The 26770-nt window shown below is 52.3% G+C and carries 14 protein-coding genes and 5 pseudogenes; 9 read left to right on the plus strand and 10 right to left on the minus strand.

Going from position 1 to position 26770, the window contains the following annotated elements:
- Nucleotides 1-68: 68 nt before the first annotated feature.
- Entirely contained in the window at nt 69-1079 is a 1011-nt protein-coding gene (locus IGS75_RS07925) for a LacI family DNA-binding transcriptional regulator (RefSeq protein ID WP_141353650.1), read from the minus strand.
- 183 nt (nt 1080-1262) lie between these two features.
- On the opposite strand from IGS75_RS07925, the gene IGS75_RS07930 reads away from it, so the two are divergent.
- The 4 genes from IGS75_RS07930 (at nt 1263) to IGS75_RS07945 (ending at nt 8695) form a co-directional block, all read left to right on the plus strand.
- On the plus strand, nt 1263-1961 hold the full coding sequence (locus IGS75_RS07930; RefSeq protein ID WP_237468720.1) for a gluconate 2-dehydrogenase subunit 3 family protein: 699 nt from the start codon (nt 1263-1265) through the stop codon (nt 1959-1961).
- A gap of 13 nt (nt 1962-1974) precedes the next feature.
- Nucleotides 1975-3753: a GMC family oxidoreductase gene (locus IGS75_RS07935; protein ID WP_141353654.1), complete on the plus strand. Its 1779-nt coding sequence runs from the start codon at nt 1975-1977 to the stop codon at nt 3751-3753.
- Nucleotides 3750-5078 (plus strand): c-type cytochrome, encoded by a 1329-nt coding sequence (locus tag IGS75_RS07940; protein ID WP_202256529.1) that lies wholly within the window; start codon nt 3750-3752, stop codon nt 5076-5078. The genes IGS75_RS07935 and IGS75_RS07940 overlap by 4 nt, the downstream gene beginning before the upstream one ends.
- Before the next feature lie 695 nt (nt 5079-5773).
- Entirely contained in the window at nt 5774-8695 is a 2922-nt protein-coding gene (locus tag IGS75_RS07945) for a TonB-dependent receptor domain-containing protein (RefSeq protein WP_141353658.1), read from the plus strand.
- Nucleotides 8696-9075: 380 nt separating this feature from the next.
- Here IGS75_RS07945 and IGS75_RS07950 read toward each other — a convergent pair.
- Nucleotides 9076-9645: pseudogene (locus IGS75_RS07950) on the minus strand (transposase); the annotation flags it as partial.
- A 119-nt stretch (nt 9646-9764) separates the two neighbouring features.
- Nucleotides 9765-9920, minus strand: a complete 156-nt coding sequence (locus tag IGS75_RS15820; protein WP_408876501.1) for a hypothetical protein — start codon at nt 9918-9920, stop codon at nt 9765-9767.
- An 81-nt stretch (nt 9921-10001) separates the two neighbouring features.
- On the opposite strand from IGS75_RS15820, the pseudogene IGS75_RS07955 reads away from it, so the two are divergent.
- The 4 genes and pseudogenes from IGS75_RS07955 to IGS75_RS07970 form a co-directional block, all read left to right on the plus strand.
- A pseudogene (locus IGS75_RS07955) lies at nt 10002-12200 on the plus strand (TonB-dependent receptor); the annotation flags it as partial.
- Nucleotides 12201-12229: 29 nt separating this feature from the next.
- Nucleotides 12230-14242 (plus strand): phosphocholine-specific phospholipase C, encoded by a 2013-nt coding sequence (locus IGS75_RS07960; RefSeq protein WP_202256530.1) that lies wholly within the window; start codon nt 12230-12232, stop codon nt 14240-14242.
- An 85-nt stretch (nt 14243-14327) separates the two neighbouring features.
- Nucleotides 14328-14962 (plus strand): annotated as a pseudogene (locus IGS75_RS07965) (transposase).
- Between the two features lie 439 nt (nt 14963-15401).
- Nucleotides 15402-16061: an SCO family protein gene (locus tag IGS75_RS07970; RefSeq protein ID WP_202256531.1), complete on the plus strand. Its 660-nt coding sequence runs from the start codon at nt 15402-15404 to the stop codon at nt 16059-16061.
- Here IGS75_RS07970 and IGS75_RS15825 read toward each other — a convergent pair.
- The 4 genes and pseudogenes from IGS75_RS15825 to IGS75_RS07995 form a co-directional block, all read right to left on the minus strand.
- Nucleotides 16058-17400: pseudogene (locus tag IGS75_RS15825) on the minus strand (PepSY-associated TM helix domain-containing protein). The gene IGS75_RS07970 and the pseudogene IGS75_RS15825 sit on opposite strands and share 4 nt — an antisense overlap.
- A gap of 8 nt (nt 17401-17408) precedes the next feature.
- The gene (locus IGS75_RS07985) at nt 17409-19727 is read right to left on the minus strand and encodes a TonB-dependent receptor family protein (RefSeq protein WP_237468722.1); all 2319 of its coding nucleotides are present in this window, start codon (nt 19725-19727) and stop codon (nt 17409-17411) included.
- 69 nt (nt 19728-19796) lie between these two features.
- Nucleotides 19797-20189, minus strand: coding sequence for a hypothetical protein (locus tag IGS75_RS07990; RefSeq protein WP_202256535.1), 393 nt, complete (start codon nt 20187-20189; stop codon nt 19797-19799).
- A gap of 264 nt (nt 20190-20453) precedes the next feature.
- Nucleotides 20454-20906: a MarR family winged helix-turn-helix transcriptional regulator gene (locus tag IGS75_RS07995; protein WP_141354099.1), complete on the minus strand. Its 453-nt coding sequence runs from the start codon at nt 20904-20906 to the stop codon at nt 20454-20456.
- Between the two features lie 67 nt (nt 20907-20973).
- Between IGS75_RS07995 and IGS75_RS08000 the strand changes: the two genes are divergently transcribed.
- Nucleotides 20974-22470: an FAD-dependent oxidoreductase gene (locus IGS75_RS08000; RefSeq protein WP_202256536.1), complete on the plus strand. Its 1497-nt coding sequence runs from the start codon at nt 20974-20976 to the stop codon at nt 22468-22470.
- 77 nt (nt 22471-22547) lie between these two features.
- Here the strand turns inward: IGS75_RS08000 and IGS75_RS08005 are convergent, their stop codons facing one another.
- The 3 genes and pseudogenes from IGS75_RS08005 to IGS75_RS08015 form a co-directional block, all read right to left on the minus strand.
- The gene (locus IGS75_RS08005; protein WP_202256537.1) at nt 22548-23303 is read right to left on the minus strand and encodes a class I SAM-dependent methyltransferase; all 756 of its coding nucleotides are present in this window, start codon (nt 23301-23303) and stop codon (nt 22548-22550) included.
- A 240-nt stretch (nt 23304-23543) separates the two neighbouring features.
- Nucleotides 23544-24033: pseudogene (locus IGS75_RS08010) on the minus strand (transposase); the annotation flags it as partial.
- A gap of 170 nt (nt 24034-24203) precedes the next feature.
- Nucleotides 24204-26393 (minus strand): TonB-dependent receptor, encoded by a 2190-nt coding sequence (locus IGS75_RS08015; RefSeq protein WP_237468723.1) that lies wholly within the window; start codon nt 26391-26393, stop codon nt 24204-24206.
- Nucleotides 26394-26770: the final 377 nt, after the last annotated feature.

The raw sequence follows: 26770 nt of genomic DNA on the forward strand, positions 1-26770 counted from the left end.
GCACTGCGCAGAGAACAAGCGATCTGAGAATTTCCGCAACTGCAAAACTGTTGGAAGGTCGTGATGGCTCAGGAAAGCTGGCCCCCGCAGCTCTGGCGGATCATCAACTGTCCGGAAACCAGGATACGGGTGCTGGACGTGGTGGGGTTGTCAATTCTGTCAAGCAACAGGCGTGCTGCATTGCGACCAACGCCCATCGGATCCGTCACGATGGTGGTCAAGGTCGGAAAAGATACGGCGCTTTGAGGCAGATCGTCGGCTCCGATAACTGCAAAATCGCGTCCGGGTATTTTCCCTCTGGCCAGCAGATAGCCCATGACAGACTGGGCGAGCATGTCATTGTAGCAGACAACGGCATCCGGCGGGCTGGACGAGGCCAGGAGTTCCGGAAAGCTGCCCAGATCGGAGAGGTTCCCCAGATGGGTAGGAATGATCAGATCGTGTTTCAGCTTGTGTTTTTTCAGGGTCTTTCTGAAGCCATCGAGCCGTTCACGCGCAGCGGAATGTACCGGTTTGCCTCCAAGGAAGGCAATTTTCCGGCGTCCATGTCGGACGAGATGTGTGACGGCCAGGGAAGTCCCGTCTATATAGTCGGGGCCGACATAGTTGCCATTTCTCTGCGAGACGTGACGGAGAACCTGTACGAAGGGCAGGTGAAGCCGCTCGATTTCAGACAGAAGGGTGTCGGAGCTTCCGGCAGCCGGACAGAGAATGAGGCCATCCACGCCGTGTTCGCGCAGGCGACGGATTTGACGCAGCTGCCTGTCGGGATTTTCGGCGCTGTTGACCAGAATGGCTACAATATTGGCGTCAACGATAACTTCGTCGATCCCCAGCATCAGTTGGCTGTAGAACGGGCTGCCAATGTCACACAGGACAAGGCCGATCGTGCCGGTTTTCTGACCGCGCAGGTTTGCAGCGCCCCGATTGTAGATATAGCCCAGTTTATCCATCGCGCAGATGACACGGTCTCTTGTCTCCAGAGAGACAAGGGGGCTGTCCCGAAGCACCAGCGACGCAGTAGCGCGCGAGACCCCTGCTTCAACTGCCACAGAATTGAGGGTTATCGCTTTTTTCATAACCCTCAGGCAGCCGTCACAAGCTGCAATATAGTGGAATTATTCAAAAGCGGACCTTCCGGAGAGCAGATATTCTTGCCTGTAATCATTCCACACTTCCAGGTGTGCGGGAAGCGAAAAGACTGAAGGGGCGATGGGCTGTTTTTCTATGTTGTCAGGTCATGTTTGTTATTGGAGCAAGAAATGAAAATCCCCTCTTCGACGCGGCGTAATTTTACAGCCGGTCTTCTTGGGTCAGCGTCCTTCTGGATGTATGGCGGCCATAAAGTATGGGCTGATGCTTTGCAGTCAGAAAGTTTGCAGTCATACGAACCTAAATATTTCAATCGTGAGGAATGGCTATTCCTGAATGCTGCCTGCGCGCGAATATTTCCTGCGGATGCTCATGGACCCGACGCGGCCTTGCTTGGAGCGCCTGAATTCATTGATCGACAGATGGATACACCTTATGGGCATGGAGAGTTGTGGTACATGTCCGGTCCGTTCAAAGAAGGTGCCCCAAACCTGGGGTACCAGCTGTCTCTGCCGCCACGTGATCTCTATCGCCAGGCTATTGCCGCGGCAAATACCTATGTCCGCGATCATCATCAGGGACAGACTTTCGCTCAGTTGACCATTCCGGAACAGATCGCACTCCTCAAACTGTTCGAGCAGGGCACGATGACTCTTGGCGCTGTCCCTGCCCATACCTTCTTCGAGCAGTTGCGTCAGAATACGCTTGAGGGTGTTTTTTCCGATCCCCTTTATGGCGGCAATAAGGCTCTGGCGGGATGGACGCTGCTCGGTTTTCCCGGCGCGCGCGCCGATTTCATGGACTGGGTTAATCAGAAGGGAGCGCCGTATCCGTTCGGGCCTGTTTCCATATCTGGCGAAACCGCCTGAGGATTTTTGAATTATGTGTGCGAAAAAAGTTGATGCCATCGTTATCGGTGCGGGTTGGGCTGGTTCCATCCTGGCCAAGGAACTCACGGAGGCAGGACTTTCGGTAGTTATGCTCGAACGTGGTGACGAGCGTGCTACGGCAGTCGAAGGGGATTACCCAAGTTCGATTGACGAGTTGAGAGGAGCCATTCGTCACCGGCTTTTCCAGAACCTGTCCCAGTCCACGGTTACGATACGGAATACGTTGGATCAGGAGGCACTACCTTACCGGCGTTTGGCGGCTTTCCTTCCCGGCGAGGGAGTGGGGGGGGCGGGACTGCACTGGTCGGGCGTTCATTTCCGTGTTGCTCCGGATGACCTGGCTTTACGCACGAATGTTGTCGCTCGGTACGGAAAGAATTTTATTCCTGAGGGGATGAATCTGCAGGATTACGGCGTGACTTATGAGGAGCTTGAACCGTTTTTCGATAAGGCGGAAAAAGTTTTCGGCACCTCCGGGGAACCTTACACCATCAAGGGAAAGATAGCTGGAAACGGTAACCGGTTTGCCCCTGATCGTTCCGATGCATTTCCGCTTCCAGCGATGGGTGAGGTCTATTCTGCTAGCCTCTTCCGCTCGGCTGCCGCGAATGTAGGCTATCATCCCTATGCGCTTCCTGCTGCAAATGCTTCTGCGCAGTATACCAATCCTTACGGGGTGCAGATGGGGCCATGCAATTTTTGTGGGTATTGCAGTGGTTATGACTGTTACATGTACTCCAAGGCTTCTCCCAATGTGAACATTCTGCCTGCTTTGCGCCAGGATCCGAAATTTACTCTGATTACCAAGGCACATGTTCTCAAAGTCAATCTCGATGCCGACAACAAAAAGGCGACGGGTGTGAGTTACTTGGACCTGCGCACCAAAAAGCAGGTCGAACTGGATGCCGATCTGGTCATTATCAGTGCCTTCCAGTTTCACAATGTCCACCTCATGCTGCTATCCGGGATCGGCCAGCCCTATAATCCGCAACAGAACACTGGAACGGTGGGACGGAATTTCGTTTATCAGACGATCACCACATCACGGGCGTGGCTGTCGCCAAAACAATACACCAATCTCTTCGTTGGAGCCGGTGGTGCAGGTGTTGCGATCGATGACTTCAACAGCATGAATTTTGATCATGGGCCACTGGGCTTCGTGGGTGGGTCTCCTGTCTGGGTTAATCAGGCTGGTGTGAAGCCGATTGCGGCTGCCGTTGGTGGCCCTGGTGGTAAGGCGCCAACCTGGGGGGAGGGTTACAAGGAGGCCATGGTCGATACCTACCGTCACTCCCTGACCATTGACGCGCATGGCAGCAACATGGCGTACCGGGACGTGTATCTTGATCTCGATCCCACCTACAGCAATGCCTACGGTCAGCCTCTGCTCCGGATGACGTTCAACTGGAAAGACAACGATATCCGGATGAACCAGTATGTGGTGGGCAAGATCGAACCCATCATCAAGGCAATGGGGGCTACCAAGTATTCTTTGGGAATGCTGAAGGACGGAGAGGTTTTTGATACCCGCCGGTATCAGACTACGCATCTTGGCGGTGGGGCCATCATGGGAACTGATCCTAAGACCAGTTGCGTCAACCGATATCTGCAGAGTTGGGACGTCTCGAATGTTTTCGTGATCGGCGCCAGCGCATTCCCGCAGGGGATGGGATATAACCCGACCGGAATGGTCGCAGCCCTAGCATACTGGGCCGCCTATCATATCCGGACGACCTATCTGAAAAATCCAGGCCCGATGGTGCAGGCATGAAGTACGGTTTGTTCACCCGCGCAGCGTTTTTTGGCGTTGCCGCTCTGCTGGCAGGTTCGGTTTCTGAACTGCGGGCGGAGGATATGAGTGCCCTGATCGCTCAGGGAAAGTATGTCGCGGAAGCTTCCGATTGTAGCGCATGTCATACTGTCCGGGGCAGGGGCGAGTTCGCAGGGGGAATGGAATTCAAGCTTCCTATTGGATCGCTTTACTCATCTAACATTACACCTGATCCTACCCACGGCATTGGGGCTTATTCTGAAGCGGAATTCTCCCGTGCCGTGCGTGAAGGTGTACGCCGGGACGGGGCAAGCCTTTATCCAGCCATGCCGTTTCCTTCGTATGCCCGTATGAGCGACGGCGATCTTCATGCTCTGTATGTCTATTTCATGAAGGGTGTGCAGCCGGTTGCGCTAGCAGTTCCGCCCAACAGCATTCCGTGGCCTTTGTCCATCCGCTTACCAATGACCATCTGGCGAGCTGTATTTTCTCCTTCCGTTGTCGCGGCCCAGAAAGATGTCAACCGGCCTTTACGTGATGATGAAATAGAACGGGGGGCTTATCTGGTCGAGGGGCCAGGGCATTGCGGGGCATGTCATTCACCGCGGGGCATGGCCTTGCAGGAGAAAGCTCTTTCAAATAGCAATGGATTGCTTTTCCTTTCGGGCGGCGCTGCAATCGATGGCTTTGTACCGACAAGTCTGCGGCAGGATCAGCGTACCGGACTGGCGGGATGGTCTGAAGACGATATCGTACAGTTCCTTGCTACAGGCCGTAACCGGCGCGGCGAAGCATTTGGGGGCATGACGGATGCCATTTTTCATGGAACACAGCATCTAACGGATGCGGATCTCCATGCGATGGCGCGGTATCTGCTCTCCTTGCAACCCCACCAGCCCACGCTCTCGGCATGGCATTATGATCCGTCAGCGGCCAATGCGCTGCAGGCGGGAGACGCCTCTGCACAGGGTGCCAAAGTTTATGTGGACCACTGCGAGGCCTGTCATCGTTCAGATGGCCGTGGATATGCCCCTGCCTTCCCGCCTTTGGCCGGGAATCCTGTTCTCATGAGTGCTGATCCAGCCTCTTTGGTGCACGTAGTCCAAAGTGGTGCGGTTCTGCCGGGCATGACCAAAGCGCCGTCTGCCTTCGCCATGCCCGCATACTCAGGTATACTGAGTTCGCAGCAGATTGCTGATGTCGTCACTTTTATCCGCAAGGCCTGGGGCAATAATGCCGCTCCGGTCACTGCTGCAATGGTGGAAGAACTACGAAAATCAGCCCCTGAATCGGCAATCAAAAAAGGTATTATTCCTTTGAATTAAAGGTCGGATTTATGAGGCCAGCATAAGGTGGAGGGAGAATGGCTGAAAAGAAGATTTTCGGCTATTTTCTTTAAAGCGACAGTTGGAGAATTCGAGAAATCCTCTGGGTTTAAGGTTTTCTCTATAATTTTATTTCTCGTGTATTTCCTCGATCTAGTCTTATCAAACTAAGTGCTTGACGCTCAAAAGGTCCGGCTGTTTCGCGAGCGTCTGGCGCAGGCAGGTGAGATCGATGGTCTGTTCAATCGCATTGATGTCATTCTGTAGAACGCGGGTTCTCCGCCGATGTTAGGCCAGAGCCCGCTTCAAATCCGGGCAGAAGACTTCAAAATGCACAGTTGGAAAAACTCTTCGAGCGGATCGCCAGGCCCGCTCAGCCGCGCAAGCCGCTCCTCGGTATCAAAGAAGCCCGGACCGCTTCATGATTCATATTCCAATCAAACTAGGAAAAATAAAATCACAGAGAAAGCCTCGAAACCATAGGTTTTTTGAAGCCTCCACGTAAAAATAACACGCCATTAAACTGCGGGACTAGGCACTCAAGAGCTCTCAAAAAGCGTTGGTATTATGCAACAGAAGAATGATTTTAATCCGATGCCACATTCGTTTCGGTTGTCGGATCATTTCAGGAGTGTAGAAGGGGGAGCACTATGACGTTTTTCAGCGTCTGAACATTCGATGAGGGGATCACTCATATGAGATCTAGGCCGTTTTTCGTTGGGCTGCTGCAAAAAACTGTAGAGTCCGTCAAGTCACGTCCTCTCCTTCTGGCGGCAACAGTTCTTACATCATCATCGTTGGTGCCTGCATACGCAGAAACTGAGACGCCAGCTCAAACCTCAAATGCAGCGATTAATGCAAAAGCGAATATCCGAAAAGGTAAAGACAATAATTCAAAAAAGACTGTTATTTCTAGGTCTAAAAATATTACTTTTGATGGATCCGGGTCAACGGAAAATGTTGTAGTGACTGGATCCGCTCTGCATTCCGGAAAATACAATCCAAATCCTGTCCAGATAATAACAGCTAAACAAATCAATATGACAGGATCAACAAATCTTGGTGACTACCTGCAAAGGTTGCCATCTATTGGCTCATCGGGAACAACGAACACGCAAACAAATGGCGGCGGCGGCGCTTCGTGTACAGATATCCGAAATTTTGGTAGTAGCCGAGTGCTGGTGCTGATTGATGGAAAACGCACCTCTCTTAATGGCGCTTCTGCTTGCGTGGATTTGAATACAATTCCAGTGCAGCAAATTGCTAGCGTTGAAATCCTGAAAGATGGCGGTTCAGAACTCTACGGTGCAGACGCTGTTTCGGGGGTGATCAATATCAAGCTTCGTCACGATTTAACGACTGGTAATATTACTGTTCGTGGCGGGATTACTGGTCAGGGTGATAATCAGACAGGTCAGATTTCTGCCTATAAAGGTTGGAATTTTGATCATGACAAAGGTAATATCACGCTCTTTGGATCTTACATGACGCAAGGAGGAGTATTACAGCGCAATCGTTCTTGGGCAGAAAATGCTCAAACGAATAATCCTACCAGTTCATCTGGCGCTGTATACGGCTCCAGCATCACCTCAAGTGGATTATTCTACGGAAACAATACAGGAAATGCCTATTCTGGTAATGGGACTAATGGCGTTACGTCATATAACGGTCAACGATATCAGTACGGTCAAGCTCAGTCTCTTATGAATGCCCTGCAGAATGCGACTATGTCTGCAGATTTGCATTATGAATTGAACAGACATTTCGATTTCTACGGAAATTCACGTTATTCCCATAAAACATCAAATAGCTATATGGCACCGGAGCCTGTTGCTGGGACGCCAACTACCATCCTTCTTCCGACTAACTATCCTGGGAATACTACTGGTGAACCTCTTCAGGTTTACAAGCGTATAACACAATGGGGAAATCGTCGGGACGAAACGGCACTGGACACTTGGACCAGTATGGCGGGCGTCAAAGGTGAAATCACTCACGGGTGGAATTACGACTTGTCCTATACCTACGGTATGAGTCGCGAAACAGATCAGATGGAAGGGGCTGGAAACTACCTCAAGCTTTTGCAGGAATGGGGTTTAACCCCGAGCGATTTGGGTAATCTGGAAGACCCCAACACGACTTTTACGTATAATCCAAACAGTTGCGCCGGTAGCGCAGGATGCCAGCAAACAAGTGCGTTTTCAAACCTCTCTTCTACTGGGGCTGCTTACTCAAATTACACCACTATTAACCATTCTTTGTACCAGTTGCGTGATTTGAACCTCCGTATTCATAATAATCATGTTGCACACATGCCTTGGAATAATGGTGGAGATCTTGGTATTGCCTTGGGAATGGAGCATAGAGGCGAATCTTTGAATTATACGCCTGATCCAAATGTCGTTTCGGGGAACACTTTGACAAATTCTCAGGGTATTACTTCTGGTGGATTTAACGTCACAGAAGGATATCTGGAAGGTCGCGCTCAATTTCTAAGAAATGCCTTTCTTGCAAAGGATCTTAGTGTTGATGCCCAGGGACGCTTTTCTTCTTATAATACGTTTGGAAGCACTAAAAACTGGAAGGTCGCACTTAACTGGGCACCGACTGAAGATGTGAGTTTTCATGCGACTTTGGGAACGTCATTCCGTCAGCCTAATGTTTATGAAATGTACGGTGGCCAAGCGCTCAGCTATGCAACCGCGACTGATCCGTGTGCACAAGTAAGTTCTTACGCGGGCGACGCAGCTGCTGTTCAGGCTAATTGTGCTGCTCACGGTATTAATACTTCTAAGTTTGTACAGGCAGGTGGTGGACAGGTTGCTACTACAACAGGTGGTAACTCTAAACTACGTCCAGAAACAGGTCGTACCTATACGTTTGGTGCTACGCTGACGCCGCGTTGGGTTAAAGGTTTTTCTACATCGGTGGAGTTTTGGCACTACTCCCTGCAGCACATGATTGGGAGTCTGGGAACACAATATATCCTAGACTCCTGTTACACAAATTCCGATCCAAGTCAGTGCGCGTATATTACTAGAAACTCTGGTGGACAAATTACTAATGTAAATGCCATTGATGAGAATTTGGGTGATATGATTACAAGTGGCATAGATTGGGACCTTAATTACAGCTTCAGAATTACGCGAAATGATTTGTTTTCTATAGCAAATAATTTCCAAAGGCTTCTTCAGTACAAGCAGCAGAATGTTTCTGGTGGGGCTTGGTATGATTATAGCGGATCTTTGATGTATCAAGGAACTGCTGGTGAAACATCCGGTGTGCCTATTACCCGTGATTACCTCACATTAACATGGCAGCATGGGCCATTTGCCTTAAATTATATGGTGAATTATATTAGCGGTATGCGTTGGAATAATGGAACAAATAATCTAACTCGCGTTGGTACTATGCGTGTTAAGACGCCTGGCATGTATATGCAGGACCTGAGTGCAAGTTATAGCTACAAACAATGGGCATTTACTGGCGGGATTCAGAATGTCGCCAATAAAAAGCCACCATTTGTCGCTAGTGCAACAGATAATAGTCTTGGTGGAATGTATGGAAGCTACTATCAAGGGCGTTATTTTTTCCTGCAAGCCGGAATGAATTTCTAATATCGCTGAGTAAAAAATCTCCGCCATTGTATGGTGGAGATTTTTATTTTTTTGTATCTGGAGCCTTCGAAAACCCTCTACTTTTGATGCTTTCTGTATAATTCCACTCATCCGGTTCTGGTTGAGGGAATGGCGATATGAAACAGCCTTATGATCCAGACGTTAAACAATTTCTCCGATGAACGGGGGGAGTATCTGATCAACGATCGCCTGTCGTTCATGCGCTCCTTGGGCTGAGGCTTTCAGATGGAGAGATCGAAGAAGCGTTGGTTGATGTGCTTGGTTCGTGATTTCTGGGTTTTGTCGATTTGATTGACGGTTTGTGCGATGGCATCCGGTCTGCGTTTTGAGCAGAAGGAAGGCTGCCCCCTGCTGGATATCTAAGCGCTCGCGTTCAATCTTTCGAGGAAGAGGAAGCGGCGCATATTGTAGACGATATTGGCCAGCCCGACCTTCGTGGTGGCCTGCGTTATCCTACCGTTCGGACGAACAGCCCTGTCTGTGATTTCTGATCGGCAAAGACGTGCTCAACACGAGATCGGATCACAGACTTTCCTGCATTGGATCTCTGGATATGCCGTGGCATCGGTTTGAGATGCGGTTTTTTTTCTGTGAACCTTCGAGACAAAGCCCTGTTTTTCCATGAAGTCTTCATTGACTTTGGAGCGATAGGCTGTGTCAGCCAAAACGCCTGAGGCCGTATTGGTTTTGTCCAGCAGCCCCTCTCTCAATCGCGCACTATTACTGGCGGCGGCATGCGTTGTTTTCCATTTCCGGATGAACCGGTATCCCCGATCGATGGAGACATGCGATTTATAGCCCAGGAACGGGATGGCGAGATCGCTGGATGGCATGGTTCCATCATCTCGCCGCTTCGCCTTCGTGAACGTCAGTGTCCAGCGTGCATGATGATCCTTGTGCGACAGCTTTGACGGCTTGTCGTGCCAGTCCTATGGCATCCAGGATCTGGCCGCACAACAACAAATAATTTGCAATAATTATGCAACATATCTGTCATGAAATTATTACACGACATCACAGATACGCGAACATAATGTTCGCCGCGTTATCACCGTCCAAATTTTATTTTCTTGATGCCGGAAAACGCGAAATGAAAAAGAATGGTGTCCTGCTCACCACCTGTCTGAGTTCGCTCGTCTTCTACAGTGCCCATGCAACTCCAGCCCCAACAAAAACTACCGCCTCCCGGGAGAGTTTCCATCACGCCTACTCTCCTCTCGGGGATCAGCAAAAACCTGACACTAGAAAAAACGACACACCTCAAGCTCGTGCTTCCAATAAAACGGAATCTATCGTCGTTCTTGGCTCAGGCGCCTCGCGCGAAACCCAAACGCTTTCCCATCTAGCGCTACAGGAGGTTGCTCCTGGCACCAGCCCTTTGAAGACACTCTCAAAACTCCCCGGCGTCATGTTCACGTCTTCAGATCCATTGGGCGCTTATGAATGGTCACAACAGATCATCATCCGCGGCTTCGACCAGAGCCGGCTGGGTTTTACGATGGATGGCATCCCGCTCGGCAACCTCGCCTATGGCAACGATAACGGTCTATCGATCGGCCGCGCCCTACAAACCGAAAACAACGGTCCCGCAACCCTCGCCCAAGGAGCAGGATCTGTCGGCGTTGCTGCCTCGAACGATCTCGGTGGTGCACTCGAATTTACATCCATCGACCCCACCACAAAATATGGCGTGGATGTCGCGGGAACGGTCGGATCCTACGGCACATGGCGCACATTCGCCCGCGTCAATTCCGGCACGTTGCCGGGTGGCGGACGACTGTATGTCTCGTACGATTATCAGGACGCCAACAAATGGAAAGGCGACGGCATCCAGCAGCAACAGCAGGCAAATGCCAAGTTCATTCAGCCGCTGGGTGAGAAGGTCAAACTGACCTTGTTCGGCGATTACAGTCAACGTGCGGAAAACGACTATCAGGATCTGTCGCTTAGCATGATCCGCACTAAAGGTTATGACGTTGACAATATCACCAACAACTATTCGCTCGCCAAGCAGATTGCGAAAGCCTACCAGAACGGCACACCGTTTCCCAAAGGCATCGCCAATCAGGACCAATCTTATTACAATTCCGCCGGTTTGCGGCAGGATGTACTCGCTTACGGTCGTTTGGATTTCGACCTGACCAGCCGCCTCAAAGCCTCAACAACAGTCTATGGCCACACGAATACCGGCGAAGGCATTTACGCCACGCCTTATACGCCGACACCAGAGGCCCTTGGTGGGTCCCCGCTATCAGTCCGCACCACCGAATATGATATCCACCGCGAAGGCTTCATCGGGAGCCTGACCTACAAGATCGCCCACCATACGATCGAAGGCGGGTTTTGGTTCGAAAACAACGACTTCGAACAGGCCCGTCGCTTCTATCCACTGAATGAGAGCGGCTATACTGGCAGTTCAGTTCATTGGTTCCGCAACAATGCATTCGAAACCCAGTGGCAAAGCGCTTTCAATACCAAGACCTACCAGTTCCACCTTCAGGATACATGGCAGATTACACCAGCGTTGAAACTGAACTACGGCTTCAAGTCGCTTGTGGTTGACGCGCATGCGCGTCAGCTCGAAGGCAACATTATGGGTGCCCCGCTGACCAATACCTTCGCAGGCGGAGCCATCACATCGGCCAATGGCTTCCTCCCGCAACTCGGCGCGAATTATCGTCTGAACCGACATAACGAACTGTTCGCAGACTTCGCCCGCAACATGGCTGCGTTCGACAACTCCACCACCGGCGCCACCAGCCCTTTCGCCATGACATCAGCAGCCTACGCGGCCACCAAAAACACACTACGCCCTGAAATGTCCTACAGCGAAGAAATCGGCTATCGCTATCACGACCACCGCATTCAGGCGTCCCTGACTGGCTATTACATCGAGTTTGAAAACCGGCTAGCCTCCATCTCACCTGTGTCCAGCGGCACGAACGTTCAGGGCTATGCCAGCATCCTGAGTAATGTTGGCGGTGTCACGGCACGCGGCATCGACGCTGCCTTCAACTACCATTTCACCGATAACTGGTCGATTTACGCCTCATACGCCTACAACCAGTCCACCTATGACGACAACCTGACGACCGGCGGCGTGACATACGCAACCAAGGGCAAGAGCGTTGTTGCCATGCCGCGCAATCTGGCCAACGTACAGCTCAGCTACGACGACGGCTCGATCTGGGGCAATGTCGGCATGCAGTATCAGGGCCGCAGAACCTACACCTATACGAACGACCAGTGGATCAAGCCGAACGACATCTTCAACCTGAATGTCGGCTACCGCTTCCACAGCCATAACTGGGTGCTGCATGGTCTGGACGCCCAGATCAACGTCACCAACCTGTTCGACAAACGCTATGTCGCCACCGTCGGCAGCACGGGCTTTGCCGTCAGTGATCCGTCCGGCAGCCTCCAGACCCTTCAGGCCGGTGCCCCCCGCATGGTGTTCTTCACCCTGCGCAAGCACTTCTTCTGATCGCTGACCTCTTTACGGATGATGCCCTGATGCCACGTTCCCCCAGCCGTCGACAGTTTCTCCGGTTCGGCTCCGCCACGGCGGCGGCGGCCCTTTTGCCGGAGAACCTGAAGCGTGCCCTCGCCATCGCGCCGCACACCGTTACAGGCACGATTCAGGACGTGGAACATGTCGTCATCCTGATGCAGGAAAACCGGTCTTTCGATCACTATTTCGGCTGTCTTCAGGGGGTTCGCGGCTATGCAGACCCCCGCGCCGAACGCCTGCCGGACGGCAGCAGCGTCTTTGCCCAGCCGGACGGAAAGGGAGGCACTGTCCTCCCGTTCCTGTTCAACACGGCCCATACGTCCAGCGCCTGTCTCGCCAGTCTCGATCACAGCTGGAAAGGCACCCAGACCGCATGGAACGACTGGAACACATGGATCTCCCACAAGGGGCCCATGACCATGGGTCACTTCACACGCGCTGAAATTCCTTATTATTACGCCCTCGCCGACGCCTTCACGATCTGCGACGCCTATCACGCTTCCCTTTTCGGCCCGACCAATCCCAACCGCCTTTTTCTGTTTTCCGGAACGAGCGGTCTGGCCGTTGGCTATTCCGGCAAGCAGGCCGTCGAGAATGTGGATGACGGGAACTGGTCGGCCGACATGGCCCATGACCATCCCGATTTCACACCGTTCCACTGGGAGACTTACCCGGAGAGGCTTCAGGACGCAGGCGTCTCCTGGCGCGTTTATCAGGAATACGACAATTTCGGCGACAACCCGCTGGCGTCCTTCGCACAGTTCCGCAACCTCGACCCGACATCCTGGCAATATCGCCGCGCACGACAGATCGTTCCCGGCTCCACTGAAGCCGACATGCACACCACCGAAGGCCGTTACCTTGTCGCTGAATTCGAACGCGACATCTCCGAAGGTCGCCTGCCACAAGTCTCATGGATCGTCCCGCCCACAGCATTGAGCGAACACCCTAATGCTCCGCCCGGCTATGGCGAACATCTCATTTCCCAGCTTATGGACGTTTTTGTCCGCCATCCCGAAGTCTGGTCGCGCACCGTTTTTATTCTTAATTACGATGAAAATGACGGCTTTTTTGATCATGTACCTGCTCCGGTTCCAGCGCTAACGGCAGAGCAGGGGGGCGGAACGGTCTCAACGCGAGGAGAGTCCTATCAAAACGTTCCGGTAGGCCTCGGCCCACGCGTTCCTGCCATCATCGTCTCGCCTTGGACAAAAGGCGGCTGGGTTAATTCGCAGGTGTTTGACCACACCTCGGTTCTGCGCTTTCTCGAAGCGCGCTTCGGTGTCAAATGTCCTAACATCACGCCATGGCGCCGCAGCGTGTGTGGCGACCTAACATCCGTCTTCGACTTTGCTCAGACAGATCGAGCGTGGACTGCCAACCTGCCCAACACGGACGACTATCTCCCCAAAACGCGACGCTCTTGCCAGCTTCCGCACCCTGCCGTTCCAACGATTCAGAAACTGCCTCGTCAGGAAGCCGGCCAACGCCCTGCTCGGGCCCTGCCTTATCATTTACAGGCAGATTTCCTCGCCCCCGATAGCCTCAGATTGACCAATGCGGGCACACAGGGTGCTGTCTTTCGGGTCCGCTCCAATAACACTACACGCCATTACACCCTCGACGCCCGTTCAAGCCTGTTCGTACCGGTGCACCCTTCCGTTCAAAGTGCCATCACAGTCCACGGCCCCAATGGTTTCTACCGCTCTATGAGCGGAGAAGGGTTGCCAGAAGTCACACTCCAGCATGATCAGCAGCGTGACGTTCTACTCCTGTCGCTTCGCAACACGGCGTCGAGCCTCCAAACTCTGTACGTCACAGAACAGCATAGCCACAGCGACCGTACGATTTCTCTGCAACCGGGTGAAAGTCTGACGACCCCGTGGAGTATTGCTCCGGCTTCATACTGGTACGATCTGCAGGTTCGATCGATTCAACGACCTCATATCATGCTACAATTAGCAGGACACGTCGAAACTGGTCGGCCGAGCCTTACTGAACCTGGAAGCTTCTGAGAGCCTGACCGAAAATGAATTGAGTGCTTTCAGTGGTTTATGATTCCTCCGTCTTTGCGAAGAGAAGGAGTGAATTGTGGCCTAGATTGAAATTACCCGTCGTCAGTATCGTCGCGATGATCTGGCCTATGCAAGCGATCTACGCGATCGGGAATGGGCGTTTCTGGCACCGCTAATGTCACCCCTAAAGCGATATGGCCGTCCCAGAAGAATGGAACTTCGGCGGGTTGTTGAGGCTGTGCTGTACAGCGTCTCGACGGGATGACAGTGGCCGTGCCCTGCCACATAACTTCCCACCCTATACGACCATTCAAGGGTATTTCTACGGATGACTGCGGGAGGGGCGCTGTGAAGCAATCAAGCATGTTCTTGTGATGCTTTCATACGAACAAAAAGGCCGTGAGGCCACACTTTCTGTCGGTATTCTTGACAGTCAGTCCGTGAAAACTGCGAAAAGCCCTAGCACGAATGGGAGACTGGGTGCTGGACATTGTAAAGCGTTCAGACCGTGCTCAGAGTTTTGTCCTGCTGTCAAAGCGATGGATCGTGGAGCGGACATTCGCATGGCTCGGAAGATGCCGCCGCCTCAACCGAGATGTCGAAGCAACACTCCAAGCCTCACAGGCATGGCTCATTGTCGCTCATATCCGCAGAGTGCTGCAAAAAATCACTCAGACCGATTTTCGAGTCAGGCTCTATGGGATGAAATTGGTGCATTGAATAACGGAGAATTTCTGGCTCATCGCAACGACGAAGGAGTGAAGTAGAAGGTTCGATAAATCTTCTTCCCGGACCTCCCCGCATCAACAACGGAAGGAGTCAGGGGCGCTTTCGAGAATTATGGATTGACCGGATGTTGGGACACGAAGTCTCACACCGAGGCCAAGGTACGATGAACCACACGAGCTCAATCAATGTGCAGAATTTGAAAAATGTCATCGAGGCACTGAATTTCCCAACGTTCCAGTTGGACATTCCGGAGAGCTGACGGCGGTTATGAGGGCGGTCTGCCCGCTATTCGCCCTTACATGCCTTCAATCGGACCTTCGTCAAGTTAATCTACATGACTGGATACTATGGTTGTCCCTTCTGTAGCTCAGAGCCAGCTATGCTCATGGCACGCTTCGTATGCTAAGATGGCACGCTCAGGGAGGAAACTATGCAGAACCGCAACGGAGGGCGCAGGAAAATAAAGCAGCCTGTTCAGAAACAATCCGCTCGTCTCAGCGAAGCGAAGAAACGAGTTGCTCCGGTACTGATTATCGCAGTTCTCTTTCTTGGAGCAATTGGAATGCGCGGAATTTTTCTAAAACGGGCATCAGCAACGTTGGGTGGCTCTTATACGCTCATCGATATGCACGGCCATCCTCTTGCGGAGCGCCAGTTCCAGGGGCGCTATACACTGATTTATTTTGGATACACGCACTGCATAGATGTCTGCCCGTTAACGCTCGCGACTGTCACACAGGCTCTTGAGCTTATGGGAAAAGCATCACACCAAATTGTGCCGCTTTTCATCACGGTTGACCCATCACGCGATACTCCTGAGGTTGTCGCTGATTACGTCAGTCATTTCTCCCCTGATATTGTTGGCCTTACGGGAACGGAATCCCAGATCCAGGCGGTCATTAAAAGTTTCCACGTCATGGCGCGACGTCGTGGCTCTCCAGCAGATCGTATGTCCTCAGACTATCTCATGGATCACAGCTCTGTGCTGTATTTGATGGATGGCGATAACCGACTGGTGTCTGTCTTGCCAGTTGACACCAGTCCGCAGGAGATCGCCACACGACTACGTCGTCTCGTTCCTGCCAGTTAGCTGTGGCGGAAGGTTTGTAAGAGTAAGTTTGCAAGCCAAAGGAGCAAAAGAGAGGCGCCCAGTTCTGGTAGAAGCACTCCCAATAACACCAGAATGGCCAACGCGCCTGCACCTATCTGTTTATCGGGCACGGCCAATGGGGCTCCCAGTTGTCCGGGCGGTCTACGGCGGAGCCACAGAATGAGCGCAGACACGCTCATAGTCAGCAATCCCGATGCTACAAGAAAATTCAAAAGTTGATTGGCTCTTCCGAAAAGCTGCCCTTCATGGGTCGCAACGCCATATCCGATAATGCGATCCATCAATGTCTTATCTTCAAAGCGTTGGACTGACCGTACCTGACCAGAGGCCTCTAGCAACGCACTGATACGTTCTGGACGGTTTTGCGTGTCTGAACGAATATGCCACGTAGCTTCACCCGTTGATGGTGGCGTCACGAGGACAGGTGCAGGAAATTTTAGTTGAGACGCAGTCAGTACCACACGGTTTAGCCCGTCTGCTAGGACACTGTCCGACATGGTCATGGAGCCCATATCCATGCCGGGCATCGTGTCCATTTTTGGCGAGGAAACTTGATGGCCAGCAACAAGATTGCGCTCGGAAACAGCTCCGATTTCCCAGTCCGGAACGGTCGTCATTCGACTGATCTGTGTCTCCACACTCGACAAAGCGTGCCCCCAAATAAAGGACCATGGCAGACCGGAGATAAGAAAAAGTACCAGAAATAGGGAGATCCACATCCCGGTACTGCATGGAGGTCTCGCCACCGAATTCGACCTTTATGAGTGATCCGAGGGTAAAGGATGCCCCTTAGTCCTTGAGTGTGACGTGGCCACCAGAGATACAAGCCAGTGGCAATCAGAACGATTGTCCAGGAGGCCACCATTTCCATGATGATGGAGCCAGTATTCCCCAAGAGCAGTTGGCCGTGCAATTTGAAGATGATGCGTTCAAAACGGTCTTCTTCAGGAACCTGTTTGAGAACCACGCATGATGTCGGATCAACATACACGCGAATGGCTGTGCCCTGGCGATCAACGATCACCCGGGCAGCGCTGGAAGTCGTCTCCGGAAGTTCATAGGCTAGAAAATGGCTGCCAGAGACAGCATGGAGTGCCGCCCTGACTTCCTGCTCCGGGGTTGAATGTGTCGCGCCGCCTGTGAGGTGATCGTAACGCCAGTCGATCCAATGATCCACCTGCGGCTTGAACAGGTAAATTGAACCTGTGAGGCACAGAAGTATTATAAACGGCAGGCAGAAGAGCCCTGCAAAAAAATGCCATCGCCAGATCGTCCGATAATCGGGCCAAAGCGGGGTCCTGGAAAAGTTCATCATCATGGATACCTTCAGAACTTGATCCGCACGCCACCAAAAAATGCTCTTGGCGATCCAGCGTAGATGGATCCTGTTTTATTGGCTAAAACACTCCGCCCAGCCTGCTGTCCGGTCGAGAGAAGTGTATCGCTGATGTCAGTTGCACCTGCCGCATAAACTTGATTGGTTACATTCTGTACCTCGAAGTAGCTGTGCAGACGGTGAGCCCAGCCCAAACGTTCTGGAGGGTCGTAATGAACCTCCAGATTGAGCAATGCGTATGAGGGGGCTTTCAGAATATTGGCATTGTCGAGGTAAAAGGAGCTCCTCCACGTCACTTCTGCAAAACCTCCCAGCCCTTGCAGCCATCCGTCTGGCTGATCATAGAGAACGCGCGCATCCAGGAAATGCGGCATGACGCCCGGGATGAGGTTGCCCTTTCGCGAGAAATTACGCGCCATCGTGCTGTTGGACAGTGTTTCGGTGTATTTTGTATAGATCTGATTGTCATAGGTATAAGACAACTTCAGCCGCGCACCCGGCACAGAGGCTCGTAATGGCTGCCATGTTGCGCCAAGTTCAATGCCACGATGTTCTGAAGCCGGGGCGTTGAAGGTATAATTTCCTGCAGGCGTATTGACACCCGCCGACTGGCTAACAAGCTCGTTTCTGTAGAACTCATAAAAGCCAGTAGCCTGAATATTGATGGTGGGTGACGGGTGCCATTCGGCCCCCAAGTCAAAACCGAGACTTGTTTCGCTCTTAAGCTGCGTATTGTTTCCGTAGATTCCCTGAGGAGTGACAAAGAAACTGGAATAGCCGGGCGTTGCGTAGGCTGTTCCAACACGAGTATGGAGAGTCCAGTCCTTGGTTGGCGTATAAACTAGCGATGCTTCCGGTGCCAGATTGAAGAAACGCCGATTGGCCGTAATATTTTGCAGCGTAGTTGAATTGGCCGATCTGTTGTAGAGGGTTTCGATAGCGCCAATGTCAGATTGAGTGCCACCAAGCCCAATTACCGCATGCCAGAGCGGCGAAAACTGCCAGTCTTCCTGAAAACGAATACCAATGTTCCACTGATGGCCGTAAGACGTGGAATTCAGGGCGCCTCGGGTCGCGCCGCCTTGCGGGGTCAGATTATAGACCTGATAGCCATAATCCATGTAGTCGAAACTGGCTCCCACAAAGCTGGTCAGGGGCGTTTTCCCAATACGGCCGCGGTTCGTCAGGTCCGTCTGCACATTGTAAGAATTAAACGGCCCCACAAAGGCTGTTGTGGAGGTTGGTTGGTCGACATGACGTTGATCATACGTAAATTGGGTATGCCAGGTCGTTCTGGAATCAAAGTCGTGCTCCCATCGAAGGCCTACAATAGTACGTCGATCAAAACGGCCGAGCCCAGCCTGCTGTGGGGTCATCGTCTGACGTACGCCATATGCACCATTCACCAGAAGATTGACTGAAGCGCATCCGGCAGCAGCCGATGCCGCATTGGCACAACCGTTCTGGTAGGGATTGCTACGAAACTGATTCAGGGAGAGACGTAACGGCAGTGATGTGTCCGTAACGTTATTCACGAATTTTAGGATAAGGCGATCTGATGAGGTTAGATTGACTCGCAGACGCATATTTTCGGTGGACGTGTTGTACTGGCTGTTCGTAATAAATCCGTTACCGCGTACATCGCTACCAAACAACATGAAGTCGTAGTGTTTATTACCTGCGCCAATTGTTACGTAGTTATTGAACAGACCGAAGCTGCCAAAATCTGAGCCCAATTCTAGGCTGTGAATGTCAGCGCCGTTTCGAGTGCGGAAATTGATCGCTCCATTGATCGCATAATTACCGTATAACGTGGATGCCGGCCCCTGAAAGACGTCCACCCCCTCATAGGCATGCGGATCAATCAAATCTGCTCGGGCAGTACCATCAGGTTGCGTCATGGGAAACCCATCTTCCGTGACCTGAAGATTCTTCAAACCATAGGACTGTCGTGCGCCCGATCCGCGGACAGAAACGACACTGTCACGCGGTCCATTACCTTGCAGAACAGTGACCCCAGGAATGGTTGCGACAATATCACTCACGATCTGGGCGGCTCTGTTCGCGAAATCTTCGCGCTCTGCGCTGTAGGTTGTTTCACCGGTTGGATGAAGCAGTGCCGAGCCACGCGCAGCACCTCGCACGATAATGCGTTCAGGAATTTGTAGTTGATGCGACACGGATTTGGGCGTTGCTGCTTTACGGGAACGTATAAGGGGCCGTTGCGCCTGAGCCGGGACGGCTCCAAAAAAAAAGCAGGCAAGCGCGAGCGAACCGAGAGGACGGCTGGATACAAAAGAAATTGTCATCTGTTTGTTCTGATCTAAGAAACACAGAAAACCTTTCATCGTAGAAACGAGAAAGGCGCTCAGTCAGTGTTAGATCAGGTGGGGAGGTCCCTGAGCATAAATACCGGACAGCCGCCACAAAGGAGGGCCTCTTACTGGCGGGAAACACCAAAAAGCGTGACGGCTCGTTAGAGAAATTGCGAGAAAAACAGCAACGACGCATCCGGTCAAAATGATCGTCAACAGGTCGTCGATTACGGCAATGCCATCACCAATATCCGCTGCGTGATGATGATCAGGGCTATGCGAACCAAGATCCTGGCCGTCACAAAGGGTCGAGAGGCTGGCGAACTGTTTTAACGGATCGTCGAGTAGAAACTGCGGTAACGGCAAACTTCCAACGCTGAGACGAATAATGATGGCGAGCAGAAGCAGCGCCCAAAAGACCAGCTCTCCTCCAGCATGCCATGCATATCGCTTCATTCGGCTTTGTTTAAAGGGGCTTGCGGCACTGTGCCAGAGGGAAATGTAATTTTGTCGACTGCTTGGGTTGTGGCGCACGGAACTCAAATTTTTTGAGTGCTTCACGCTAATTGATGATTTTCGCTTTCCGGAAGCTTCAACGGTTCTTTTTATGCCCGACAAGAGACGATTGCCGTTTTGTCTATTCCGTACTTGAGGACGACGTAAAGTATTACGAGGTCAGCAACTGATTTTGATTCTGATAACAGATTTTCACGGAATTTATCATCGCATCAAATCATCAGCAAAGCGCCGCAAAAGCTCCTTTAACTGCTCGAGGTCTTCGTCAGTCCAGTCGACGAGAATACGGTTGGCCAACCTTTCCCGCGCTGCGTTGAGCAGGTCGACCATTTCCTGCCCCTTGCCAGTCACCGTCGCTTCGCGAACACGTCTGTCCGTGGCAGACGGCTGGCGCGTGATAAGGCCGAGTTCTTCAAGCTTGCCCATCTGTCGACTGATCGTTGTATGATCACGCCCAGTACGATCCGCAAGGTCAACCACTCCGATGGGACCGTAACGCCATACACGCGCTAGGAGCGGAAACAACGCGCGATCCAGTGGAATACCGGCTTCTTCGATCAGGCGGTCATCCCGGCGCGGCCGATTGATTTCATCGACCAGATCGATGATTGCGGCATGGAGTCCCCGCAGGATTTCAGAATCGTGTGCATTATGCATATTTTTTGTTGCCTTCGATGCAGAGTCTATATACGTGAATATTGCACATTTATTCGCGGAGCTGCCAGTGGCTTTCGATACAGACGTCCTGATCTCGGGTGCGGGGGCTACGGGCCTGACACTTGCTATCGACCTAGCCCGACGTGGAATTTCGTTCCGACTGATCGAGCAGAATGCGCAGCCGTTCAGCGGGTCGCGCGGCAAAGGCATCCAGCCCCGGACGATGGAGATTTTTGAGGATCTCGGCATCGTCGACCGCATAGCGGCGGCAGGAGGGCCTTATCCGCCGCTATGTCAATATCGTCCTGATGGTACCCATAAAACGTCGCTTTTGACGGAGGCGGACGTTTGTTCCACCGCAGCCGAGCCCTATCCGGCGCCACTAATGCTGCCGCAATTTGCCACTGAAGCTGTCATGCGGGAACGGCTTGCCGAGTTGGGCCATCATCTACATTTTGGGGCGCGGCTGACAGGGTTTGAACAGGACGCTCATGGCATTACGGCGAGGATCAAACAGGAAGGCGGCGAGCAGGTTGTCCGCGCCCGGTTCCTTGTCGGAACTGATGGTGGCCGCAGTTTTGTGCGTCATACATTGGCGATCGATTTTCCAGGAGAAGCACTGGGGGTGCGTGCGATCGTTGCCGATGTGCGGCTGGAGGGGGTGGATCGGTCCGTCTGGCATCGTTTCCAGTTCGCTTCACCGGAAATGCAGGTGATGATCTGTCCTCTGGCGGGGACGGACCTGTTTCAGATTCAGGCTCCTGTGGCTCAGGACGGAGAAGTCGATCTGTCTCCTATCGGACTGACCTCGTTAATCAAAGACCGGACCGGCAGGGGGGACATTACGGTCCGTTCGGTGTCCTGGTCCTCGGTTTATACCATGAGTGCGCGCCTGGCCGACCGCTATCGGGTCGGGCGCGTCTTCCTTGCGGGAGATGCCGCGCATGTTCATCCGCCAACCGGCGGTCAGGGCCTTAATACCAGCGTTCAGGACGCCTATAATCTCAGCTGGAAGCTAGCTGCCGTGCTGGCAGGCGCTCCAGAGGCACTACTCGACAGTTACGAGGCGGAACGTCGGCCGATCGCATTGAACATGCTTCGTCTCTCAACGCGTCTGCTCGGAGAAGTCAAGCAGGGCGTCATGCGCCGCGATCGCGAGGCACGCCAACTCGACCTCGGCTATCGCGGTTCATCGTTGAACATACCCGGTTCGGTGGGTGGCAAAGTGCAGCCGGGCGATCGCGCTCCTGATGCATCCTGTCGCGGACAGGCCGGGCAGCGCACACGGCTGTTCACGGTCTTTCAAGGGCCTCACTGGACCTTGCTTGGCTATGAGGCGAGTGACGGACCGTCGGCCATTGCTGGCGTCCGGATCGTCACAATTGGCGCGAAGCATGAACTCGTCGATGAAGAGAACGGTATCGCCGAAGCATACGGTGTCGAACCCGGTCAGTGGGTACTTGTACGCCCGGACGGTTATATTGCCGGCATTCTGCCTTCTGCCGGACTGGAGCAGCAACTTTCTCGTTACTTGGCGGTATGTGCTGCCGTCTCGGTCAACTGATACGTTCGGGGAGTCATGAAGGTGTTGTAAACGGCTCCGGGATGGGCGGCAAACAATATCTGATCCATTCGGATAAATCAGAGCGTCGGCCTGATAAATACAAAGATGAACTGATCGGTTTTTCCTCGAATGGTCGGATCAAAAACTTTGAGATGATGATCATCCTCAGGATTCGAAAGTAATTTGCTTTCAGACTTTAAGGTAAAGCCCGCACGTAGAATGGCTTTTTTGGCGAGTTCAGGATCAATACGGTGCAAAGTGTTCGTCTCACTGAGGCCTCTCCCTGGGGCAGCCACATGATCAACGACAACAAAGCGGCCACCAGGTTTTAATAAATCGAAAACCTGTTTGCTAAATGCCGTGATATCTATGTTACCAAGAAATGGAGTTGGTAGATCATGAAGGTTCTGGGACGTGAAGAATACGTCTATAGGGGTTGGCAAGGTAAGATGAGCAAGATCATCTGGGACAGCCGCTACGTTTTCTACCCCTGGTGCCCCGGCAAGCGCTTTCATGCGGGTTTCGCCTTTTGATCCCGGAGCGACCATACCGGCTGGCCAGATATCCAACACTCTACCTTCAGGGCCAACAATACCAGAGAAAATACGGGTCCAATAACCGCCTCCCGGCAGAAAATCGGCAACATGCTCTCCTGGCTTGATCTCGGCCAGAGCAGCAATCTCAGCTCCGTGTCGACGGGTATCATTCGTTCTGTCAGCCTGACGAATTGGGGCAGTCATTGCAGACGAAATATAATCCGCTAAGGGGTCGGCGTAGGCTATAGAAGACGCTAAAAGCGTCATCGCAGCGGCTGAGACTGCTTTGCGCATCATGATGATCCAATCATCCTATACCAGAAATGCCACATGAGGTTATTTTCTTGATAATGTGACAATGCCGAAAAATATTCATACGATCATGTCCGTAGAAGAGTTTTTTTGCAACGGAAAACGGCAGAAGACGGGCCGTTGGAAAAACACTTCCGCTATGATTCGAGGCTCTCCTTCAATCGTTAGAACCGCATTATTCCTGCTTAAGTTGAGAAAACAGATAGAGACTAGGCTCAGGACACATAACCAGAATATGACAGTTGCTGCGAGACAGATGACTGAAAAGAAGACATTCGGGCATCTGTCGTAGCGTGTTGCGATCCGTCGCCAGTCCTTGAGCCTTCCGAACATGATCTTGGTGTGATTGCGGCGTTTATATTTTCTCTTATCGTATTTGACCGGTTTTTCGCGAGATTTCGGTCCTGGAATGCAGGGTTTGATACCCATCCCTTCAGGGTGTTTCTGAATCAGTCAGCGTCATACCCGCGATCTCCCAGCATCCATCATCCGGGCGAAGATCCCCATGTCGGCCCAACGCTTTCAGCGGTTGTACAGCGTCTTATGTGGACCGTATTCCCGGGGCGCATCACGCCAGCGCATCCCATTGCGGTTCACGAAAATGATCCCGCTCAACACGCGACGGTCACCAATACGGGGTCTACCGTGGCTCTTTGGAAAAAAAGGGCCGCAGACGCTCTATCTGTTCGTCCGTCAGCCAAAACAGATCGCTCATCTTCAGCCTCCTCACAGAGCCCGAATCAGAGTTCTATAATCAAATCAATGGGTCCTGAGCCTAAGGAAGGAAGTCGATAAAAATACCGAGAAATTTAGAGGAGGAAATTATTGTGTCTTCCCGAAAGACTTGGGAAGACACTTTATGAATTTTATCAATAGTCTCTGGGACTATTCAAACGTGCCAGAGACGGAGACAATTGCAGCGAAGCCTGTGCCGACGCTGTAGGTCGGCTGAGACGCAGAGAGGGTCTTTCCATAAACGCCACGTGTTGTTGTGGCGTTGCCAGAGAAGCCATTGACCTGCGCCAGATAGTAACTGTCCCCGACGTTCATGAGGCTCAGCATGGCTTTTGGACGAATCCGACCAAATTTTGGAAGGTAGCGACCTAGCGAAATATCCGACGTGATGTAGGACGGAATGGACTGGTCGTTCATCAGCGTTGCGTACTGGGAGTCCGTGTAGCGTAGGTTGAAGTTCGCGAAATTAGTACCGTCGTCGTAGGTCAGGCCTAGGGCGCCGGTGAATTTTGGGGATGCGACTTCCTGCTTGCCCTTTGTGCGGAGATAGTCGCCCTGATAGGCGATATTGTTTCCGACACGCGTATGCATGAACTGCCCGGACGCATAGGCGCTAATATGGTGCCAAGGGCGCGTTGAAATTTCAGCTTGCACGCCTTGTGCGCTTTCGCCCCCCGCATCGATCGGCTGGCTGATCATGATGGTGGAGTTTGGGAGATACGAGACGCTGGTGATCTGATGATGTGTCAGGTTGTAATTGAACAGCGCCACGTTGAACATGATATCGCCTGAATGGCGGTATCCGATTTCCTCGCCGATCATGTATTCCGGCTGGAAATTTGCTAGCGGAAGTGAAACAGCATTCGCGCTTGTGAAGCTGTAAACTGGGACCTGTGCCTGAAAGGAGGACGGTGCGCGGTAGCCGGTTGTGCCGTTTACGTAAATCTGATTTTTCGGATCAAACTGGTAGCTGATCAGGACCTGTGGAATGGGAACAAACATGTTCTCCACGGATTTGAAATTGGCTCCGGGCAGATCCTGACTGAAACTGCGGGAGATCATGTTGGCACGCAGGCCCGCGTCGATGGTCAGGCGGTCATGGAAGAGTTTGACCTGATCTTCCAAGCCGATGGCGTTTAGTTGCTGGAAGCCATTGATATTGTACTGACTGACCGACACATTGTTGAACGCCGTGAGGTAGCCGTTATTCTCGGTGTATTGTCCAGATGCATTGAGCGGATAATGGTTCTGATATTCGGTATGAACCGCATAGGAATACCAGTAGGAGAACTTCAGCGTATTGAAGCCACGACGCCATGACCCGACAAGATTAATGCCACTGGATGTCTGGACCCATGGGTGAATACTAATGGCTGTGATATTCCCCGTCTGGCCTTCATATCCGTTCAGGAATGAATACTGCTGGGTGCCGATATAGCCGTTGGATGCTGGAATATTGACCCCGTAATTGTTGGGGCCAAACGTCTCGATGGCATAAGGCTCTGCATCAAGTGTTAGGCCATGTCCGAAATCGAAATGGTTTTTGATTGCTCCGACCACGGCATTCGTCGCCTTGGTGTTGAGTTTATAATAAAGTGTGTCTCCCTTTGTGTAGGTCCCGTTCGTATTGTAGCTGGTGCCGTAGGTTTTCCACTGTGCTAACGTCGGGTATAGCCATTCGGTCTGGTTTGCTTTGTTATATCCAAAAATCAGTTCCGAACTGCTTTTTGGTGCCCATCGCTTTTCGATGGCAGCGTCCACATGCCAACGATCCATCTGCCCTGGCCCGCGCCAAAGATTTGCGCTGGAATAAGAGCCGGATGCGAAAGCTCTCACTCCACTATGTCCAATTTCACCCGTATCGAAGCGCACGAATTCTTTGTTTGTGCTGTGCGTGCCACCGGAAGCTTCCGCATAGGCTGTCATTTTGTCTGCCGGGTGGCGTAAGGACAGTGTCATTTGTGCGCCGTCAGCATTGTAGACTGGTGCGGTGAGATCCGATGATCCTTGGCTAACCGAGACAGATCCCAAGTTCTCGTTATCCACCATGGCGGACGTATACGCGCCATAAGTGAATGGATCAGCGAGAGGAATGCCTTCATATACCATGCCGATTTGCGTCTGATCCAGACCACGAATATGAATGGTTTCTGCGGTTGTGCTTAACGGCCCTTCGTTGGTGGCCTGCACGCCGGGTAGGCTGGACGCCAAAACGCCGGGCGTAACAGTCGGAGCCTGTTTGGAAATATATTCCTGCGTAACGGCGCTGATAGTTTTGGCCTCCGTGTGATACACCATCATTCCACCGCCCAGTACTCGGCGGCTGGCATGGATGCTCATGCTCTCAGCCGAATGGCCTTCCAGATCATGGGGCACTTTTGGGTGCATTTTTGAAGCCCGGGTAACGGGCGTCTGTTTGGCCTGTATTTTTCCGGAGTGATGGACGCGGGCTTGAGTCGGGCCAATGCTGCAGACCATTGTTGGAACAAGTGCGGAGGCGCACAGCAGATAAGCAGAATGTCTCTTGTAGGAAGGCATTATTATTCCATCACACGGCACGTTTGGCTTGGGGCCACCTCCCCGAAGGAGGCACAGGTGGAACTACGGTCGCTACCAGATCATTTCAAAGGACGTTTTTATGACTGCGGAATGAAATAAATAAGTCATCATCATAAAACGTTCAAAATATTACGCTTGTCATGCGTCTTGGAGTGCTC

It is taken from the genome of Gluconobacter sphaericus (assembly GCF_016757795.1).
Lineage (GTDB): Bacteria > Pseudomonadota > Alphaproteobacteria > Acetobacterales > Acetobacteraceae > Gluconobacter > Gluconobacter sphaericus.

Coding starts and splice junctions, on each gene's coding strand:
- IGS75_RS07925 (WP_141353650.1), bottom strand. CDS start 1,079: ATGAAAAAAGCGATAACCCTCAATTCTGTGGCAGTTGAAGCAGGGGTC.
- IGS75_RS07930 (WP_237468720.1), top strand. CDS start 1,263: ATGAAAATCCCCTCTTCGACGCGGCGTAATTTTACAGCCGGTCTTCTT.
- IGS75_RS07935 (WP_141353654.1), top strand. CDS start 1,975: ATGTGTGCGAAAAAAGTTGATGCCATCGTTATCGGTGCGGGTTGGGCT.
- IGS75_RS07940 (WP_202256529.1), top strand. CDS start 3,750: ATGAAGTACGGTTTGTTCACCCGCGCAGCGTTTTTTGGCGTTGCCGCT.
- IGS75_RS07945 (WP_141353658.1), top strand. CDS start 5,774: ATGAGATCTAGGCCGTTTTTCGTTGGGCTGCTGCAAAAAACTGTAGAG.
- IGS75_RS07960 (WP_202256530.1), top strand. CDS start 12,230: ATGCCACGTTCCCCCAGCCGTCGACAGTTTCTCCGGTTCGGCTCCGCC.
- IGS75_RS07970 (WP_202256531.1), top strand. CDS start 15,402: ATGCAGAACCGCAACGGAGGGCGCAGGAAAATAAAGCAGCCTGTTCAG.
- IGS75_RS07985 (WP_237468722.1), bottom strand. CDS start 19,727: ATGACAATTTCTTTTGTATCCAGCCGTCCTCTCGGTTCGCTCGCGCTT.
- IGS75_RS07990 (WP_202256535.1), bottom strand. CDS start 20,189: ATGAAGCGATATGCATGGCATGCTGGAGGAGAGCTGGTCTTTTGGGCG.
- IGS75_RS07995 (WP_141354099.1), bottom strand. CDS start 20,906: ATGCATAATGCACACGATTCTGAAATCCTGCGGGGACTCCATGCCGCA.
- IGS75_RS08005 (WP_202256537.1), bottom strand. CDS start 23,303: ATGATGCGCAAAGCAGTCTCAGCCGCTGCGATGACGCTTTTAGCGTCT.
- IGS75_RS08015 (WP_237468723.1), bottom strand. CDS start 26,393: ATGAGCATCCATGCCAGCCGCCGAGTACTGGGCGGTGGAATGATGGTG.